The sequence below is a fragment of the Bacillus sp. FSL E2-0195 genome (assembly GCF_038003645.1).
Taxonomy (GTDB): domain Bacteria; phylum Bacillota; class Bacilli; order Bacillales; family Bacillaceae_G; genus Bacillus_A; species Bacillus_A mycoides.
On record NZ_JBBOPN010000001.1, the window covers coordinates 3,885,970 to 3,902,414 of the forward strand.

Annotated in this window: 20 protein-coding genes; 5 read left to right on the top strand and 15 right to left on the bottom strand. The window is 34.8% G+C overall.

Features of this window, described 5'->3' with window-relative positions:
* Position 1 precedes the first annotated feature (1 nt).
* Both pdhB and pdhA read right to left on the bottom strand, forming a co-directional pair.
* Positions 2-979 carry a pyruvate dehydrogenase complex E1 component subunit beta gene (gene pdhB, locus MHH59_RS19875; RefSeq protein WP_000068162.1) on the bottom strand — a complete coding sequence of 326 codons (978 nt, stop codon included), beginning with the start codon at positions 977-979 and terminating at the stop codon, positions 2-4.
* A 3-nt stretch (positions 980-982) separates the two neighbouring features.
* Complete coding sequence (gene pdhA, locus MHH59_RS19880) at positions 983-2,098, bottom strand: pyruvate dehydrogenase E1 component subunit alpha (protein ID WP_000536893.1); 1,116 nt, start codon at positions 2,096-2,098, stop codon at positions 983-985.
* Between the two features lie 513 nt (positions 2,099-2,611).
* On the opposite strand from pdhA, the gene MHH59_RS19885 reads away from it, so the two are divergent.
* Positions 2,612-2,761, top strand: a complete 150-nt coding sequence (locus MHH59_RS19885) for a YjcZ family sporulation protein (RefSeq protein WP_002014847.1) — start codon at positions 2,612-2,614, stop codon at positions 2,759-2,761.
* Positions 2,762-2,928: 167 nt separating this feature from the next.
* Positions 2,929-3,483 carry a peptide deformylase gene (def, locus tag MHH59_RS19890; protein ID WP_002014846.1) on the top strand — a complete coding sequence of 185 codons (555 nt, stop codon included), beginning with the start codon at positions 2,929-2,931 and terminating at the stop codon, positions 3,481-3,483.
* A gap of 62 nt (positions 3,484-3,545) precedes the next feature.
* On the opposite strand, the gene MHH59_RS19895 is transcribed toward def, so the two are convergent.
* Positions 3,546-4,319 carry a Cof-type HAD-IIB family hydrolase gene (locus MHH59_RS19895; RefSeq protein ID WP_002014845.1) on the bottom strand — a complete coding sequence of 258 codons (774 nt, stop codon included), beginning with the start codon at positions 4,317-4,319 and terminating at the stop codon, positions 3,546-3,548.
* A 548-nt stretch (positions 4,320-4,867) separates the two neighbouring features.
* Between MHH59_RS19895 and MHH59_RS19900 the strand changes: the two genes are divergently transcribed.
* Both MHH59_RS19900 and rnjA read left to right on the top strand, forming a co-directional pair.
* Entirely contained in the window at positions 4,868-5,080 is a 213-nt protein-coding gene (locus MHH59_RS19900) for a DNA-dependent RNA polymerase subunit epsilon (RefSeq protein ID WP_000576436.1), read from the top strand.
* Positions 5,081-5,084: 4 nt separating this feature from the next.
* Positions 5,085-6,752: a ribonuclease J1 gene (gene rnjA, locus MHH59_RS19905; RefSeq protein WP_002033834.1), complete on the top strand. Its 1,668-nt coding sequence runs from the start codon at positions 5,085-5,087 to the stop codon at positions 6,750-6,752.
* Between the two features lie 38 nt (positions 6,753-6,790).
* Here the strand turns inward: rnjA and MHH59_RS19910 are convergent, their stop codons facing one another.
* The 10 genes from MHH59_RS19910 to MHH59_RS19955 form a co-directional block, all read right to left on the bottom strand.
* Positions 6,791-7,456 carry a potassium channel family protein gene (locus MHH59_RS19910; RefSeq protein ID WP_000504033.1) on the bottom strand — a complete coding sequence of 222 codons (666 nt, stop codon included), beginning with the start codon at positions 7,454-7,456 and terminating at the stop codon, positions 6,791-6,793.
* Between the two features lie 83 nt (positions 7,457-7,539).
* Positions 7,540-8,406 carry a hypothetical protein gene (locus MHH59_RS19915; protein ID WP_002014843.1) on the bottom strand — a complete coding sequence of 289 codons (867 nt, stop codon included), beginning with the start codon at positions 8,404-8,406 and terminating at the stop codon, positions 7,540-7,542.
* Positions 8,407-8,680: 274 nt separating this feature from the next.
* Positions 8,681-9,811, bottom strand: a complete 1,131-nt coding sequence (locus MHH59_RS19920; RefSeq protein WP_002033831.1) for an N-acetyldiaminopimelate deacetylase — start codon at positions 9,809-9,811, stop codon at positions 8,681-8,683.
* Positions 9,812-9,872: 61 nt separating this feature from the next.
* Positions 9,873-10,595 carry a 2,3,4,5-tetrahydropyridine-2,6-dicarboxylate N-acetyltransferase gene (gene dapD / locus MHH59_RS19925; protein ID WP_002128886.1) on the bottom strand — a complete coding sequence of 241 codons (723 nt, stop codon included), beginning with the start codon at positions 10,593-10,595 and terminating at the stop codon, positions 9,873-9,875.
* A gap of 71 nt (positions 10,596-10,666) precedes the next feature.
* A complete protein-coding gene (locus MHH59_RS19930; protein WP_003191095.1) occupies positions 10,667-11,551 on the bottom strand; it encodes a LysR family transcriptional regulator in 885 nt (294 codons plus the stop codon).
* Positions 11,552-11,728: 177 nt separating this feature from the next.
* Positions 11,729-12,172 (bottom strand): cyclic-di-AMP-binding protein CbpB, encoded by a 444-nt coding sequence (gene cbpB, locus MHH59_RS19935; RefSeq protein ID WP_002066926.1) that lies wholly within the window; start codon positions 12,170-12,172, stop codon positions 11,729-11,731.
* Between the two features lie 163 nt (positions 12,173-12,335).
* Complete coding sequence (gene abbA / locus MHH59_RS19940; RefSeq protein WP_033708000.1) at positions 12,336-12,527, bottom strand: antirepressor AbbA; 192 nt, start codon at positions 12,525-12,527, stop codon at positions 12,336-12,338.
* Between the two features lie 127 nt (positions 12,528-12,654).
* A complete protein-coding gene (locus tag MHH59_RS19945) occupies positions 12,655-13,173 on the bottom strand; it encodes a ribonuclease H-like YkuK family protein (protein ID WP_340852170.1) in 519 nt (172 codons plus the stop codon).
* Positions 13,174-13,247: 74 nt separating this feature from the next.
* Positions 13,248-13,397, bottom strand: coding sequence for a hypothetical protein (locus MHH59_RS19950; RefSeq protein WP_002033828.1), 150 nt, complete (start codon positions 13,395-13,397; stop codon positions 13,248-13,250).
* 185 nt (positions 13,398-13,582) lie between these two features.
* Positions 13,583-13,819: a YkuJ family protein gene (locus tag MHH59_RS19955; protein ID WP_000055151.1), complete on the bottom strand. Its 237-nt coding sequence runs from the start codon at positions 13,817-13,819 to the stop codon at positions 13,583-13,585.
* Between the two features lie 232 nt (positions 13,820-14,051).
* Here MHH59_RS19955 and MHH59_RS19960 point away from each other — a divergent pair, with 232 nt between their 5' ends.
* Positions 14,052-14,288 (top strand): glutaredoxin domain-containing protein, encoded by a 237-nt coding sequence (locus MHH59_RS19960; RefSeq protein ID WP_002014835.1) that lies wholly within the window; start codon positions 14,052-14,054, stop codon positions 14,286-14,288.
* A gap of 25 nt (positions 14,289-14,313) precedes the next feature.
* On the opposite strand, the gene MHH59_RS19965 is transcribed toward MHH59_RS19960, so the two are convergent.
* Both MHH59_RS19965 and MHH59_RS19970 read right to left on the bottom strand, forming a co-directional pair.
* Entirely contained in the window at positions 14,314-14,802 is a 489-nt protein-coding gene (locus tag MHH59_RS19965; protein ID WP_002128890.1) for a DUF3993 domain-containing protein, read from the bottom strand.
* Between the two features lie 183 nt (positions 14,803-14,985).
* Positions 14,986-16,203, bottom strand: coding sequence for an EAL domain-containing protein (locus MHH59_RS19970; RefSeq protein ID WP_002128891.1), 1,218 nt, complete (start codon positions 16,201-16,203; stop codon positions 14,986-14,988).
* Between the last annotated feature and the right edge of the window lie 242 nt (positions 16,204-16,445).

Consider the following 16,445-nt stretch of genomic DNA (forward strand, 5'->3'; position numbering starts at 1 on the left):
ATTAGAAGTTCATTACTTTGTTAACAGCTTCAACAATATCTTTATGGTTTGGTAACCATACGCTCTCAGCTTGAGAGAATGGGAATACTGTATCAGCAGCTGCAACACGTACAACTGGAGCTTCTAAGTTTAAGATTGCACGGTCGTTAATTTCCGCTACAACGTTAGCTGCAATACCAGCTTGTTTTTGAGCTTCTTGAACTACAACTACGCGGCCTGTTTTTTCAACAGAAGCGATGATTGTTTCGATATCTAATGGTTGAACTGTACGTAAGTCAACAACCTCTAAAGAGATACCTTCTTTTTCAAGTTCTTCAGCAGCTTTTAATGCAGCATGAACCATAGCACCATAAGCGATAACAGATACATCTGTACCTTCACGTTTGATGTCAGCTTTGCCTAAATCAATTGTGTAATCACCTTCTGGTACATCTTGACGGAATGAACGGTACAATTTCATATGCTCTAAGTAGATAACTGGATCGTTGTCACGAATCGCAGAGATTAAAAGACCTTTTGCATCGTATGGAGTAGATGGAATAACAACTTTTAGACCAGGTTGTTGTGCCACTAATCCTTCTAAGCTATCAGCATGTAGTTCAGGAGTATGAACACCACCACCGAATGGAGAACGAATTGTTACTGGAGCAGTCCAACGTCCACCAGAACGGTAACGCATACGAGCTAATTGACCAGAAACTGAATCCATTACTTCATAAATGAAACCGAAGAATTGGATTTCTGGAACTGGACGGAAGCCTTCAAGTGCAAGTCCAACTGCAAGTCCACCAATACCAGACTCTGCAAGTGGAGTATCCATTACACGATCTTCACCGAATTCAGCTTGTAAACCTTCAGTAGCACGGAATACTCCGCCGTTTACACCAACGTCTTCACCAAACACAAGTACGTTAGGATCATTTTTCATTTCAACGCGTAAAGCATCAGTGATTGCTTGAATCATTGTCATTTGAGCCATGGCTTACTTCGACTCCTTTTCTTTGTAAATTTCATATTGTTCAGCTAAGTTGTAAGGCATTTTTTCGTACATAATTTCCATTAAATCAGTAACTTTTTGTTTTGGAGCTTGGTCAGCCTTAGCAATTGCTTGTTTGATATCTTCTTTTGCTTCTTCGATAACTTTCTCTTCAACTTCTTGAGACCATAGGCCTTTGTTTTCTAAGAATGCACGGAAGCGTACGATTGGATCTTTTTGTTCCCATTCGTTTTCGATATCTTTTGTACGGTAACGAGTTGGGTCATCACCAGCCATTGTATGTGGACCATAACGGAATGTTAAAGTCTCGATTAAAGTAGGACCTTCGCCATTTACTGCGCGCTCACGAGCGAAAGCAGTTGCTGCGTATACAGCTAATGGATCCATACCGTCTACTTGAATTCCGTAAATACCTGCTGCTACTGCTTTTTGTGCTACAGTTTTAGCTGCAGATTGCTTTTCTACTGGAGTAGAGATTGCATAACGGTTGTTTTGTACAACGAAGATTGCTGGAGCTTTGAATGCACCCGCAAAGTTCATACCTTCGTAGAAGTCACCTTGTGAAGCACCACCGTCACCAGTGTAAGTAATTGCAACAGATTTTTTACCACGTAATTTCATACCTAACGCAACACCAGCAGTTTGGATGATTTGCGCACCGATAATGATTTGTGGAGCAAGTGCATTTACATTCTCAGGCATTTGGTTACCCATGAAATGTCCACGAGAGAATAAGAATGCTTGGTATAATGGTAGACCGTGCCACACTAATTGTGGAACGTCACGATATCCTGGTAAGATGAAATCTTCTGCTTCAAGTGCGAAATGACTTGCTAATTGAGAAGCCTCTTGTCCAGCAGTTGGTGCGTAGAAACCTAAACGTCCTTGACGGTTTAAAGAAATAGAACGTTGATCTAGTACGCGAGTATACACCATACGGCGCATTAATTCTTTTAATTGATCATCAGATAATTCAGGCATAGCTGCTTCATTCACAACTTCGCCTTTTTCATTTAAAATTTGTAATGTTTCAAATTGAGCTGCGATAGCTTTCATTTGCTCATCAACATTAAATAGGGTCTTTTTTGTTTTAGTACCCATTCCGTTCACCTCTTCCTCTCTTGAACCATATTCTGAAACGCTTTCACTATCTATTAGCTAGACTGAAAGCGCAACAATGTAAACCAACAAATTTGTTTGTCGGTTGAGAATAATTTTGTGTACCTAACAATCTGTACTAATGTTTTTTCAAAAACATATTAATACAATCTTGATCACGTTTTTTAGTTTACAACTATTCTAATTACGATGTCAATTACTTTGAATACGTTTTTTTATAAATAATATGCCGGTTTCCTCTACACAAACGTGTTTTTATTTTTCACATCTGTATTAGTAAGCAATAACCTGCTGTTATATTATTCCCTTTTTAACTTATTTTTTCTCTTAGAATAATATGTAAACGATTTAATTCTCCTTAGTTTTTCTCTCTTCTCAAGAAAATTATACAAACACTTCTTCCTTTTATAGGTAAATACCTATACATTTCTGATCATTCCTCCATACATTATAGTAACCGCAGTATTAGCGGGAAATGATAAAGGAGGTCATCTCATGTACGGATACTCATATTGCTATCCAACAACTTGTTCATATCCTTCCTACGGTTATGGCGGTTCTTGTGGCGGATCTGGAAGCGGCTTCGCCTTAATCGTTGTGTTGTTTATCCTTTTAATTATCGTTGGTGCTGCTTGCATTCGCTAATTAATGTAAAATGAAACAACTATGGAAAGAAACAGACGGCTTTGCCGTCTTTTCTTTTTATTACATAACTTATCTGTAGAAGATTTGTTTCCAAGTAGCTCTTCCTTACTTGCCGATGACTTTTTTTATCTCCTTTGGTAGACTAAAGGAGAAAGGAGAGATTACATATGCTTACAATGAATGAGGTAATTCGTGAAGGAAATCCTATTTTGCGCGACGTCGCAGAAGAGGTCTCCTTACCTGCTAGCGAGGAAGATACAAATACTCTTAAAGAAATGATTGAATTTGTAATAAATAGCCAGGACCCTGAAATGGCTGAAAAATATAATTTACGCCCCGGAATCGGATTAGCGGCTCCGCAAATCGGTATTTCAAAGAAAATGATTGCGGTTCATGTAACTGATACGAACGATACGTTATATAGCTACGCATTATTTAACCCAAAAATCATTAGTCATTCTGTTGAACGTACATATTTACAAAATGGTGAAGGCTGTCTATCTGTAGACCGTGAAGTACCTGGTTATGTCCCTCGTTACACGAGAATTACAGTAAAGGCAACAACGATTAACGGTGAAGACGTAAAACTGCGATTAAAAGGTTTACCAGCAATTGTATTCCAACATGAAATCGACCATTTAAACGGTGTTATGTTCTATGACCATATTAATAAAGACAATCCATTTGTGGCTCCCGATGATTCAAAACCTCTCGAGCGATAATAGTAAAAAGGCGGAAGTTAATCTTCCGCCTTTTTATTATGTGAAATGGGTTCCACACTTACTTATAACAAGCCAGCCCACTTTAATCCGTGATAAATACCGTCTTCATTAACATCTTTTGTCACATAATTAGCAAGTTTTTTCAAATCCTCATGACCATTCCCCATCACAATGCCCGTTCCTACTGCTTCAATCATTTCTAAATCATTTAATCCGTCCCCAAATGCATATACTTGTTCACGATTAAATCCTATTTTCTCAATAAACTTCTCAATCCCTTTTGCCTTAGAACCACCATTAGGGATAATATCCATTGAATATGCATGCCAGCGTATAAAATGAAAATCTGGATAATGATGAATAAACTTTTCTTCTTCGTTTACTTCACAAAAAAGAAGCGTTTGATAAATATCGCGTTTCTCATAAAAATCAGGTTCATATGCCGGATGCTCGAATTGTAAGCTTCCAAAACCTTCTTTTACATAATCATGATATTCCACTGACGCTCTCATTTCTTGATGGTCAAGATATACAAGTGGATATCCTTCTTGTTTTGCAAACTGAGTAAACTTATGTAGAGCATCAGGATGTAATGGATTATTAAATAATACCTCATCCTCAAATACAACATACTGCCCGTTAAAACTAACATAATTATGTATATTGAGTTCCTCACGAATATCTTCAAACATAAATGGCGCACGCCCTGTTGCAATCGCTACATGCACACCTTTTTCTTGTAAATCTCTTACTGCATCTCTTGTAGATTGCGGAATTTTCTTATCATGATCTAATAATGTTCCATCAATATCAAAAAAGACAATTTTATCATTCATTTGTCAAAATCCTTTCTGGCACTCTATATTCCTATTTTGATTATCACTTTTCAAATTTCAAAAAAAAGTATAACATATTAAACATCTGTGAAGAAAGCGTTCACTTTCTGACCTTATTTATAAAATGTGCATATACTATTAGTGAAAAAATGTGGATACTTGTTCGGATGAATTTTCTTTTCTATTCTTCCTCATACTATATCTATAACTAACGGCTACTAATCGTTACTACAAGATAACTTACACTATACTAAAAAGAACAAGATTCACTATTCACTTCTAATCTTCTTTCTTGTATGGGAGACAGAGTTATCATTAGTAATATGCATGTTTTAAATAAGGAAAGGAAGGAGTAATCATGCTGAAGAAGCTGAAGAAAAAGCTCAAGCGTTATTTAAACGATTTAGTCCGTAAGAAGACAATCGCTTAAATTGTGCCCATTTCGGGCTTTTTCTTCATTCTCATTCGAAAAAACATGAAAATCGTGACTGTTTGCTTTATAATAAGTAACAGATAATGCAAAACATAGACAAGGAGAGGTTTTCCCAATGATTTTTAAAGTATTTTATCAAGAAAAATTAACTGAGGTCCCAGTACGTGAAAATACAAAAGTTTTATATTTAGAGGCTACGTCTCAAAAGGATGTTCGTAAAAAATTAAATAAGTTCGCATATAATATCGAGTTCGTTCAGTCTGTTACTGGTGCTCATCTTGAATATGAAAAACAAAACGCTGATTTAATATTAGCGGAGATCGTATAGTCATATGAAATTCCTAAAAAATGATCAAGCTGCCGTTTTTGCACTCGGTGGTCTTGGTGAAATCGGTAAAAATACATATGCTGTTCAATTTCAAGATGAAATTATTATAATTGATGCTGGAATTAAATTTCCAGAAGACGAACTCCTCGGGATCGATTATGTAATACCAGATTACACTTATTTTGTGCGAAACGAAGATAAAATTAAAGGGTTATTCATTACACATGGTCACGAAGATCATATCGGTGGAATTCCTTATCTATTACGTCAAGTAAACATTCCAATTTACGGTGGAAAATTAGCAATTGCCCTAATAAAAAACAAATTAGAAGAGCACGGATTACTTCGTAAAGCAAAACTTTATGAAATTCAAGAAGATGATGTTATTAAATTTAAAAAGACATCTGTTTCCTTCTTCCGTACAACTCACAGTATTCCGGATTCATACGGAGTTGTTGTGAAAACACCTCAAGGACAAGTCGTTCATACAGGTGATTTCAAATTTGATTTCACACCAGTAGGTGAGCCAGCAGATTTAACAAAAATGGCCGAAATCGGAAAAGACGGTGTACTTTGTCTCTTATCTGATAGTACAAACAGTGAAGTGCCAAACTTTACGATGTCTGAGCGCCGCGTTGGTGATAGTATTCAAGATATATTCCGCAAAGTAGACGGTCGTATTATATTCGCAACCTTTGCATCGAATATCCATCGCTTACAACAAGTTGTTGAGGCTGCTGTTGAAAACAATCGTAAAGTAGCTGTATTCGGTCGAAGTATGGAAGCGGCTATTGAAATCGGACAAAACCTTGGTTATATCCGGTGTCCAAAGGATACATTCATAGACACAGCTCAGCTAAACCGCCTACCAGCTAATAAAGTTGTTATGTTATGTACAGGTAGTCAAGGGGAACCGATGGCAGCACTTTCACGTATTGCCAATGGTACACATCGTCAAATTCAAATTATCCCTGGCGATACAGTTGTTTTCTCTTCTTCACCAATCCCAGGCAATACAATTAGTGTAAGTCGTACAATTAACATGTTGTACCGCGCTGGTGCTGATGTAATCCATGGTAAACTCTCAAATATTCATACGAGTGGACACGGTGGACAAGAAGAACAAAAGTTAATGCTACGTCTTATTAAGCCGAAATATTTCATGCCAATTCATGGTGAATATCGTATGCAACGTATGCATATGAAATTAGCGAATGATTGTGGTATTCCAGAAGAAAATTGTTTCATTATGGATAATGGAGATGTTCTTGCTTTACGTTCTGATGAAGCAAGCGTAGCTGGGAAAATCCCATCTGGCTCTGTCTATATCGATGGAAATGGTATTGGAGATATCGGTAATATCGTATTACGTGATCGTCGCATTCTTTCTGAAGAAGGACTTGTTATTGTAGTTGTAAGCATTGATATGAAAGAATTTAAAGTTGCAGCAGGACCTGATATCATCTCGCGTGGTTTCGTTTATATGCGTGAAAGCAGCGATTTAATCAACGATGCTCAAACATTAATTACAACACATTTAGAAAAAGTAATGGAGCGAAAAACAACACAATGGTCTGAAATTAAAAATGAGATTACAGACACATTAGCACCATTCCTATACGAAAAAACGAAACGTCGTCCAATGATTTTACCAATCATTATGGAAATATAAGAAAAAGGACAATGCCTCCTCGGCATTGTCCTTTTCTCTTATCTTAAAAAATGCTTAAAACGATCTACTTCATCGTCATGACCAATTACAATTAATATATCTCCCGCCTGAACATTTTCTGTAGCTCGAGGAGATACGATAACTTCTTTTCCACGTTTAATTGCTACAATGTTCAAACCAAACTTCGCACGAATATCTAATTCAATTAAAGAGTGCCCATCAATTTTTTTATTTGCGATAATCTCTACAATACTATGCTCATCTGAAAGCTCTAGGTAATCTAACACATTACTTGATGCGATATTATTAGCAATCCTTTTTCCCATATCTCGTTCTGGATGCACAATATGATCTGCCCCTATTTTACTTAACACTTTTTCATGATAGTCATTTTGAGCTTTTACAGTAATATTTTTCACACCTAATTCTTTCAAAATTAACGTTGTTAAAATACTTGAATTCAAATTATCTCCAATAGCAACGACTACATGATCAAAATTACGAATACCAAGACTTTTTAATACCATCTCATCTGTTGAATCTGCAATTACAGCATGCGAAGCTATATTTGCAAACTCATTAATTTTATCCTCATCTGAGTCAATTGCCATTACTTCCATACCTAATTGAGCTAATTCACGGCAAATACTTCCACCAAAACGGCCAAGCCCAATAACAGCAAATTCTTTCTCTTTTTCGCCCACAGGAATTCCTCCAATAACATCAAATACTATGTACTTTTATTGTAACATACTTTAAATTCGCTACAAAAACCTGTATATACTTCTTATTTTTGTTTTTGCATATAAAAATACTGTTGTAAATAAAACGCGATACCGAAAATTAACATACCAAATACAAATATATTTCCAAATGAACTAAATGTTTCAAAAACGAACAATAGCGTTTCTTGTCCGAAAAAAGCAAATAAAAGTTGTGTAAATGCGAATAACAGTGCCAATATGTAATGATGTTGATGGAATAAATAATGTGTTGCGCCTAAAAAAGCTACAAGCGAAACAATGAAGATCCACCAAGTTTCTAAAAACAATTGCCAATTAGTAAATTGATATCCATTTACTAATATCGCAATAATTCCTATAACTGCCATCGTCGGCACACTCCATAATAATGCACGCCCTCTAAAGAAGTGCGCACCTTTTGCATCTCCTTTTTCATTTGCGATGTATGTTAGCACGACAGTACTTATATACAAAACAGAGAGGATTGTTAAAACAATGATAAGCCAAAAATGTAATTGATAATATTCATGTTCTATATTCGTCACAATTGCAGCTAACATACATGGAATAAACATCCCTGTCCAACCATCTATTTTCCTTTCGTTCCAAAACACCGTATTACCAATCCGAATTCCTAATAGCATAAAAATAATGATACCTAGTACAAATAACGTAGTCTTATTCCCTACTAAACTCGTTGAGAAAGCAATTAATCCAATAAATAAAAAAAGAACAAATCCATTCATAATTTCTAGTACAGGTGACAAATATCTTTTCACCCATTTGTATGTTTCTTCATATTCACTATTATTTGCTAAACGATAGGCGTAAAAACTTATCCCAAAATAAACCGCCGCAATAATAACATATGCATATAAGACGAAACATAAAATCGCACTGCTAATTTGCACGTAATTCCCCACCCTTTTTTCTATGTATCACATTGATTTTACACACTTTTCATACTAAAAGTAAACATATATAGGGTAGTTAAATAATTATCTTCCCTATTAGCAATAATTAATAATGAGCAGTGGCTAAAAACCCCCCTGCTCATTATTAAGACGTCAAATTTAACTTTACTCATTTGTATGAAGATGTCTAACACTAACGAATACGAAAGATGTTTTCGTCTCTGAACTAAGAAGTCCCCACTCTAAACTATTGCACAATTAGCGAGTAAGTTCACTTTCTATTTCCCTTCCACTTCACATATTGATTTAAAAATACAATTGCTTTCTCAATAACCTCTTCGTCTGGTTTTAATTTCGCATGATGTAAACCATATTCTGAATTTACTCCAAGCCAAAACATAAATCCAGGTATCTCTCGAAGCATATAACCAAAGTCTTCACCTGTCATTGCCTCCGTACACGTAATTACGTCCATAGTCGTTTGTTCACGTGTAAATTGCATAAACTCTCTCGTTAGCTCCTCATGGTTATACACTTGATGATACATCGCTCCGTAGTCAATAACAGCTTCACATTGAAAAGAAGCTTCTATTCCCGCAACAATTGCCTCAATTCGGCTTTTAACACGTTTCATTGATTCCACTGATAGCGTTCGAATTGTTCCTTCTAAACGAGACTTTTCTGCGATAATGTTTTGAACTGTACCACCTGTAATTTTCCCAATTGTAATTACCGCACTGTCAAGAGGGTTCACATTACGACTAATAACTGATTGAAGTTGTGTAACGAGATGACTCGCTGCAACAATCATATCATTTGCTGTATGCGGATATGCAGCATGTCCACCTTTTCCTTTTAAATCAACGTATAGCTCTGATGTATTCGCAAATAATAAACCTTCTTTTGTCGCGATTGTTCCCACAGAGTATTCAGGCGCAATATGAAGTCCAAGAATCATATTAGGCTTCCATTCTTTTAACTCATCGCTTTCTAACATAGGAAGTGCACCACCTGGACCTTCTTCAGCTGGTTGGAATATAAACACAAGATCATCATCTATTCTTTCGCTTACAGCCGCTGTTAGAAGTCCTAAACCGATTGTTGCATGCAAATCATGTCCACATGCATGCATCATTCCTTCATGGACAGAAGAGAATTCATATCCAGTTTCCTCTGTAATTGGTAGACCGTCTATATCTGCACGATAACCTATTATTTTTTCTGGATTTTTTCCATTTACTTTAACAATTACACCTGTTTTCCATGTTTTCACTTCCAAATATTCATTAGGAAGCGTTCCTATATAATCTAAAATATACTGTTGTGTTTTCCACTCTTTAAATCCAATCTCCGGAATTTTATGTAAATCTCTACGAACTTGGACAAATTTGCTTACTGTCATTTTTGCACCTCTATCTATAAAAAGCGTAAGAGCACATTCATGCTCTTACGCTTTTTATTTTTTATTTCTCTGGGTTTAATTGACGAAGCTCTTGTTTAATTTCAGTTTTTGCTTTTGTCTTCTCATCAATTTCTTTAATTACACGTGCCGGAGTTCCCGCAACAACTGTATATGGAGGCACATCTTCTGTTACAACAGCTCCTGCTGCTACAACTGCACCTTTACCTACTGTAACGCCTTCTAGAACAACTACATTTGCACCAATTACAACATCATCTTCAACGATAACTGGTTTTGCAGAAGGTGGCTCAATAACACCGGCAAGTACAGCACCTGCACCTACGTGACAGTTCTTACCAACTGTTGCACGTCCACCAAGCACTGCGTTCATGTCGATCATAGTACCTTCACCAATTACAGCACCGATGTTAATTGTTGCATTCATCATGATAACAGCGTTGTCACCAATTTCTACATGGTCACGAATAATCGCGCCTGGCTCAATACGAGCTTTAATACCTTTTAAATCAAGCATTGGAATTGCAGAATTACGACGGTCATTCTCAACTACATAGTCAACAATGTGCTTGCTATTTTCATCAAGAATTGTCTTAATTTCAGACCATTCTCCGAATAATACACCAGATTTTTTATTTACAAATGCTTGTACTGTTTCAGGGAATGTTACCTCTTTTAAATCCCCTTTTATGTATACCTTTACAGGAGTTTTCTTTTCACTGTTTTGAATAAACGAAATAATTTCGTTAGCGTCCATCATTTTCATTCTTGTTGCCTCCTAAATCCATTTATAATGTTACTCTACCAAACGATAGAGCGAGTAGCAAGACAATAATCTTATTTTCCCATTTGAATTTCTTCTATAATTTCTAAAAATGCTTGTACTTGCTTCAACTGCCTTGCCGAGTCACTCGTCAATAACCATGTTTCTCTCGTTAATTGAACAGGTGTTTTATACATATTTTCCTGCACTTCTTTTAAAACAGTCGAAGGTAAAAGAGCATAACCTATTCCATTTAAAACAAGCTGTTTGCACGTTTCAATTTGGTCAACTACAATCGTTCGCTTAGGTGGATTTGAAAATAATCCATACCACCAATTTTGTATTTGTCCATAGTAGGTCGAATCACTTTTAAATTGAATAAATGGTCTATTTGTCTCTTTTAACATCGAAATATCTTTTATTTCTTTATCAACTAAATATAATTCATCTTCAAATAATTGTTGTTTCTGCCCTTTGTATTCTTGTGATCCTCTCAGTATAGCAACATGAACGTCTCCTTCATAAAATTGCTTTTGCACTTCACTACTCCAGCCAGTAAACAGAGATATCTTCACAGAAGGATACTTATGCACAAATTTTTTCAAAACAGGTGGAAGCCAATATTGCCCAATGACTGATGCAACAGCTATTTTTAACGTACCGTATGTTTCGGTTCTAAAAAGAGCCAGTTCACTTTTAATACCCTCTTCCCGTTGTAACATTTCTTTTGCATAATTTGCAACTTTTTCCCCTTCAGGTGTAATTGTTAATCCTTTTTGTGAACGAATAAAAAATTTCATTCCCCATTGTTTCTCCATAGATTGTAATCGTTGACTAAGCGCAGGTTGGGAAACAAATAAACGTTCCGCCGCTTTTCTCATATTTGATTCCTGAGCTAACACAACCATCATTTGAAAATCATCAATTTGCAACTTTCTCCCTCTTTCCTTAGCTTCCATACACCTAATTTTAATAAGTATTTCATCCTTAATTTAATTGCATACTTTTATACATTAGAACGGTTTGTTAGTTCAAACTTTTCTTATGCTTTATGTCTTTTTAAATATAATACATACACAACTGATATGCACGAAAAAAAGTGACTTCGCCTTTTCTGTGAAGTCACTTTCCCTACGTTATCGATTATGCTGTCTCACTTTTTTATTCAACAATTTTAAAATAGCCCGCCGTGTTAAAATACCCTCGAAGTAACCTTCTTCATTGACAGCGCAAATAAAAGGATGATCAATTGTCATTTCTAAAGCTTTTGCAAAAGAATCTTCTAACATAAGAACTGGAATCTCTTCCTTCATCACTTGTTCCACTTTCATATTCTCAAGTCTTTCGAACTCAATACGCTCTAATCCTAAAATACCATCTAAAATCATAGCAGTACTAATTAACCCATGTAATTTATACATAGGGTCTAAAACAGGAATCGCCGAATATCCAGATTTCACAAGAACGAGTAAAGCATGTTCTAGACCATTCCCTATTTGTACATGTGCTACTTTATCTGATGAAATCATTAAATCCTTCACAAGAATTTGTTGAAACTCGTCTTTCGGAATACTAATCATGTTACATCCCCCATTTTCCCTTTTTCCTGCTAATATTCTCCGGTCCTATTCACATTTTATGATAGCGTTTTCATATTATTATTTTGTCCTGACATTCTTCTAATAAAAATACATAACTATTTTAGCATATAACATAAAAAAAAGACTACCATTCCGGTAGTGCTTAATACCCTTTATTTTTTAATCGGTAAAACAATCTTGTGATTTTTTTATATTGCGTCACATCTATCTGTTTTAAACCATTCTCAATGTCTGTAAGCTCCACCGCTAAAATTTCGCTCGCGTAATTTTGCTGAAACAGAATATCCAACAATAAATTTTCTTCTTCTCTTGTTAAAACAAATTCCTTTTCCATATGCTCCTCTCCTTGTACTCGCATCATCACTCTCATTATATAAATTTTTCAGTCTATTTAACAGATGTAATATTCAGTTTTTGTTAGAAATACTTAACGACTGCGAATATATAGACATCATTTCACATTATTTTGTATATCTGTTTGCGTAACTAAATGCCGCATAAGCATCTGGTTTAATTTTTGCTGTTAATCCCATTGCTTGAATTTTCATCGTCATATCTAAAATAAATTCTTTTGTTAAACCATCATTCCCGATATCTAAATGAATCTCCATTATGAATCCTGCTCCATCTTGAGCGTATGGGTGCAATAAATCCCATATCGCTTGTATATGATTGGGAGTAAATAGATAGGCGATTTCTTGACTAAACTGTGTTTCTAAATATATTTTCTCTCGCAACGTTGCTGGCTTATTTTTCACTGATTTATGATGCAAACATCCCCATGCTCCTTTTCCAACACGATGAATATGTATCGCTGTAATAAACCTCGTATCCTTTTGATGCGCTTGTGAGTCTGTCCCAATAGATAATCGATATAAATTTCGCGGATCCTTTTCAATGAAACTACAAATATGGTTAAATACCATATCAAAATTCAAATGTCTCTCTGAAACATTATAAAATGTATGCTCACCGTCCACATAGTCACGTCCTTTCAATTAGACAGACTTTTCGTATTCTCATTGTATGGGACAAAAACAAAAATTATAACTTACTACCCTTTATTCGTTTCAATATTTCGAATTACATAATTACAAAACCTACATGTATATATTACATTTTGATTAGATTGGGCGGTTAATACGTGATTAATTTCAGCATGACTGTGACAATTAGGACAAATAACAATCGGTAAGCGTTCCATCCTTTGCACCTCCTATTAATATTTACTATCATTGTAGGAAAAATGAAAAATTCCTATACATATACATTTATAAAAACTCTTTTATTTAATCGCGACTTAAATTGAAACTTCTACTACCTATATAGCCCATTAATTAATATAACTAAAAAAGGTACCGCCATTTGGCAGTACCTTTTTTATATGTATCAAGAAATGATATCGTAAATCTCAATTGCAACCATATCGATGTTATCGAATTGATACACTTGAGGTTTTTCACCTTGTTGATACACTTCTAACTCATACATTTCACTTTTATCGAAAAATTTCACGCTACATTTGCGCTCACCGTTCACTTCAAAATAGCGTTGTGCTACTTCACCGCTTTCAGCTTGTTCTTGTAGACTAACAAGTCGAGTTAAAATTCCTTGGAGTAGAGACATGAAATCTCTCCTTTCTCTGATCTTCCTACCAATAGGTTTTACAGCTATACTCATTCTATCCGTCATAACAGAAAAAACGTTCCACAATCTAGGATAAAGGTTCTTGGCAAGAAACTCAACTAAAATTTGTCGAAATAAGAAGTAAAAAGATGAAAGAGCATCTTTTTACTTCTTTATTGCGCTTTTTATACTGGCAGAATATAATAAACAACAGAAAAAGGGAGGAATTACAATGAAAAAAATTGAGGTTTATACACAACCTGATTGTCCGCCTTGTACCATTGTAAAAGAATTTTTAAAACATAATAACGTTGTATATGAAGAATTTGACATAAAAAAAGACGCTGCTGCACGCAATCGTCTTTTATATGACTATGAATCCTATTCAACTCCAACAGTTGTAATTGACGAAGAAGTTGTGGCAGGTTTTCAAATTGAAAAATTACAACAGCTACTCGGTATAGAATAGGAATAGGCGACACCTATTCCTATTCTCATAATTGTTGTAACCTTTTTATTTCAGTCAACAGTTCCTGACTTTCATGATACCCTGCTAATTTCCATTTTCCATTATCCTTTTGCAATGTCACAATTTGATATTGTCCACTCTTTGTCCGCTCATAGACATATAAATTTTTATGTTCTTCATCATAAGACATTTTTGTTTCTGAATTAAAAGAAAATGGAGCTTCTTTTGCTGGAAGTAAATATTCACCACTTTGTTTTTCATTTCTACTGTTTTCATCTGTAAAAACTTGAAGGAAATTATTTGTAAAATATGGTGATAACGTCTCTATCATCTTATTCGTAGGTATTTGCTTCCCGCGGATTGAAAATTGCGTCTCATAACCTTTTTGTATCGTTGTAAACACTTCTTTCCGATCCACTTTCACTTCTTCTTTTCCTAAAACAGTTGTGACACTATAGCCAACTAGAAAGGCAACACATATAAATAGAACAAACCATATTCCATATTTCTTCATTTTTTCACCTTCCTTTTAAAAGAGCTTGTCTTTGTAGTATTCATTGTAACAATGATTATGCAAAGAAAGGGATGATTTCGTTCGTAAAATCTTTACAACGATAGACAGCATTTTCATCATCATTTTCACTATTACCAATTTATGATAAAAACAAACAAAAAAATACACGAATTTCTTCGTGCATTAAAATAAAACATCTTCTTCATATAAATATTCGTACGATAAATCTATAAATAAAAAGTTTTCATCATCAATCGGGAATGAAAATGTTCGTACCATTTCACCAGTTTCGATATCAGCATATAAATCTGAAAGTCTTGCCTTATTCTCAAAACGCATTTTCATTATATTTTCTAGAAAATACGGGCGCCAGCTCCAGTTCTTCATATAATACTCTGGCATAATGATCCATCCACCATCTTTTTTCATAATATTACCCGATTGTTGAAAACCATCTTCATTACAAATAAATATCCGAAAACTATATTGTGATATGCTTTGGCTAAATTGTAATAACCAATCATTTATATCTTCATTCTTTTTTTGTTTTGACAGAACATCACCAATTCGATCACGTAACATCTCTGTTAAATTATAAATTTTTTGCAACTTCTTCTTCTCATGCAGAATAAATTGATGACATTCATTACCAAGTCGCTCTTTTAAAACATTCGTTTCAATAAAATCAGGTAAACATTCTTTCAAATAATTACCTTGATAATATCTACCACCGTTTTTCCAAGCATATTGTAGTTGATAAAAAGCATCAATTTCTTCATATAACAATGTCGCACCAATTCTTCTAGCAAGTAAAGATAAGGAATATAAAATATCTTGATAAGATTGTAAAAGTGCAGTTTGCCTTAAATTTGTTAAATCTACTTTTAAAATATCCGGTGCTAACACGCTAATACGCTCTAAATTACTTGTACCCGTTCCGACTTTATTTATCGAAATTTGAATACCATATGTACGATAATACATGAGTAAATGATTAAATTGTTCTATATCTTCTTTACATTCATGTTCTGTTATTTCCAGAACAATGCGTTGTAAGTTCAAACCTTGTTCTTCATACATCAGCAAAAGTTGAAGTAAACTTTCATCTTCATCATTCATTAATACATTAGCATTCCGATGTATAAATAATAATAATTTTTGATCCGTTTCTAAATACCTATTTAACGCTTTTTCTACGATGATGTTATCCGCTTCAAGTTGGAACTCACTCGGAATAGAATCATCATGGAAGAAAGATGCTAAACTTTGTATGCCCTCTTCTGTTTGAATACGTCCTACAACTTCATATCCAATTACTGTATGCTCATCAGCACTAAAAATAGCTTGATAATAAGGAAGGACTTTATCCAAGTTACTCATTACATCTAATGCATCTATCAACGTGCTTCCCTCCCTTTACTTTTCAAAAATTATAACACGATATTTACGGAAAAATAATAAAAAATCCCTTCAGTTTTCCTGAAGGGATTAGAGGGGTAAAATGCTAAGGGGAATTAGCAATTCTACTATGAAGAAAAAAGAGGTCTTAAATATAACCTATATATTCCCCTTTGTAAACACATTTCTCTCACGTGTCACAACTTCGTCACATTTCACCAAAGAAAAATTAATGAATCATTCAT

Bases quoted from the DNA above. Each gene is read 5' to 3' on its own strand.
- pdhB (WP_000068162.1), bottom strand. From the start codon at position 979: ATGGCTCAAATGACAATGATTCAAGCAATCACTGATGCTTTACGCGTT.
- pdhA (WP_000536893.1), bottom strand. From the start codon at position 2,098: ATGGGTACTAAAACAAAAAAGACCCTATTTAATGTTGATGAGCAAATG.
- MHH59_RS19885 (WP_002014847.1), top strand. From the start codon at position 2,612: ATGTACGGATACTCATATTGCTATCCAACAACTTGTTCATATCCTTCC.
- def (WP_002014846.1), top strand. From the start codon at position 2,929: ATGCTTACAATGAATGAGGTAATTCGTGAAGGAAATCCTATTTTGCGC.
- MHH59_RS19895 (WP_002014845.1), bottom strand. From the start codon at position 4,319: ATGAATGATAAAATTGTCTTTTTTGATATTGATGGAACATTATTAGAT.
- MHH59_RS19900 (WP_000576436.1), top strand. From the start codon at position 4,868: ATGATTTTTAAAGTATTTTATCAAGAAAAATTAACTGAGGTCCCAGTA.
- rnjA (WP_002033834.1), top strand. From the start codon at position 5,085: ATGAAATTCCTAAAAAATGATCAAGCTGCCGTTTTTGCACTCGGTGGT.
- MHH59_RS19920 (WP_002033831.1), bottom strand. From the start codon at position 9,811: ATGACAGTAAGCAAATTTGTCCAAGTTCGTAGAGATTTACATAAAATT.
- dapD (WP_002128886.1), bottom strand. From the start codon at position 10,595: ATGAAAATGATGGACGCTAACGAAATTATTTCGTTTATTCAAAACAGT.
- MHH59_RS19930 (WP_003191095.1), bottom strand. From the start codon at position 11,551: ATGGAAGCTAAGGAAAGAGGGAGAAAGTTGCAAATTGATGATTTTCAA.
- cbpB (WP_002066926.1), bottom strand. From the start codon at position 12,172: ATGATTAGTATTCCGAAAGACGAGTTTCAACAAATTCTTGTGAAGGAT.
- abbA (WP_033708000.1), bottom strand. From the start codon at position 12,527: ATGGAAAAGGAATTTGTTTTAACAAGAGAAGAAGAAAATTTATTGTTG.
- MHH59_RS19950 (WP_002033828.1), bottom strand. From the start codon at position 13,397: ATGGAACGCTTACCGATTGTTATTTGTCCTAATTGTCACAGTCATGCT.
- MHH59_RS19955 (WP_000055151.1), bottom strand. From the start codon at position 13,819: ATGTCTCTACTCCAAGGAATTTTAACTCGACTTGTTAGTCTACAAGAA.
- MHH59_RS19960 (WP_002014835.1), top strand. From the start codon at position 14,052: ATGAAAAAAATTGAGGTTTATACACAACCTGATTGTCCGCCTTGTACC.
- MHH59_RS19965 (WP_002128890.1), bottom strand. From the start codon at position 14,802: ATGAAGAAATATGGAATATGGTTTGTTCTATTTATATGTGTTGCCTTT.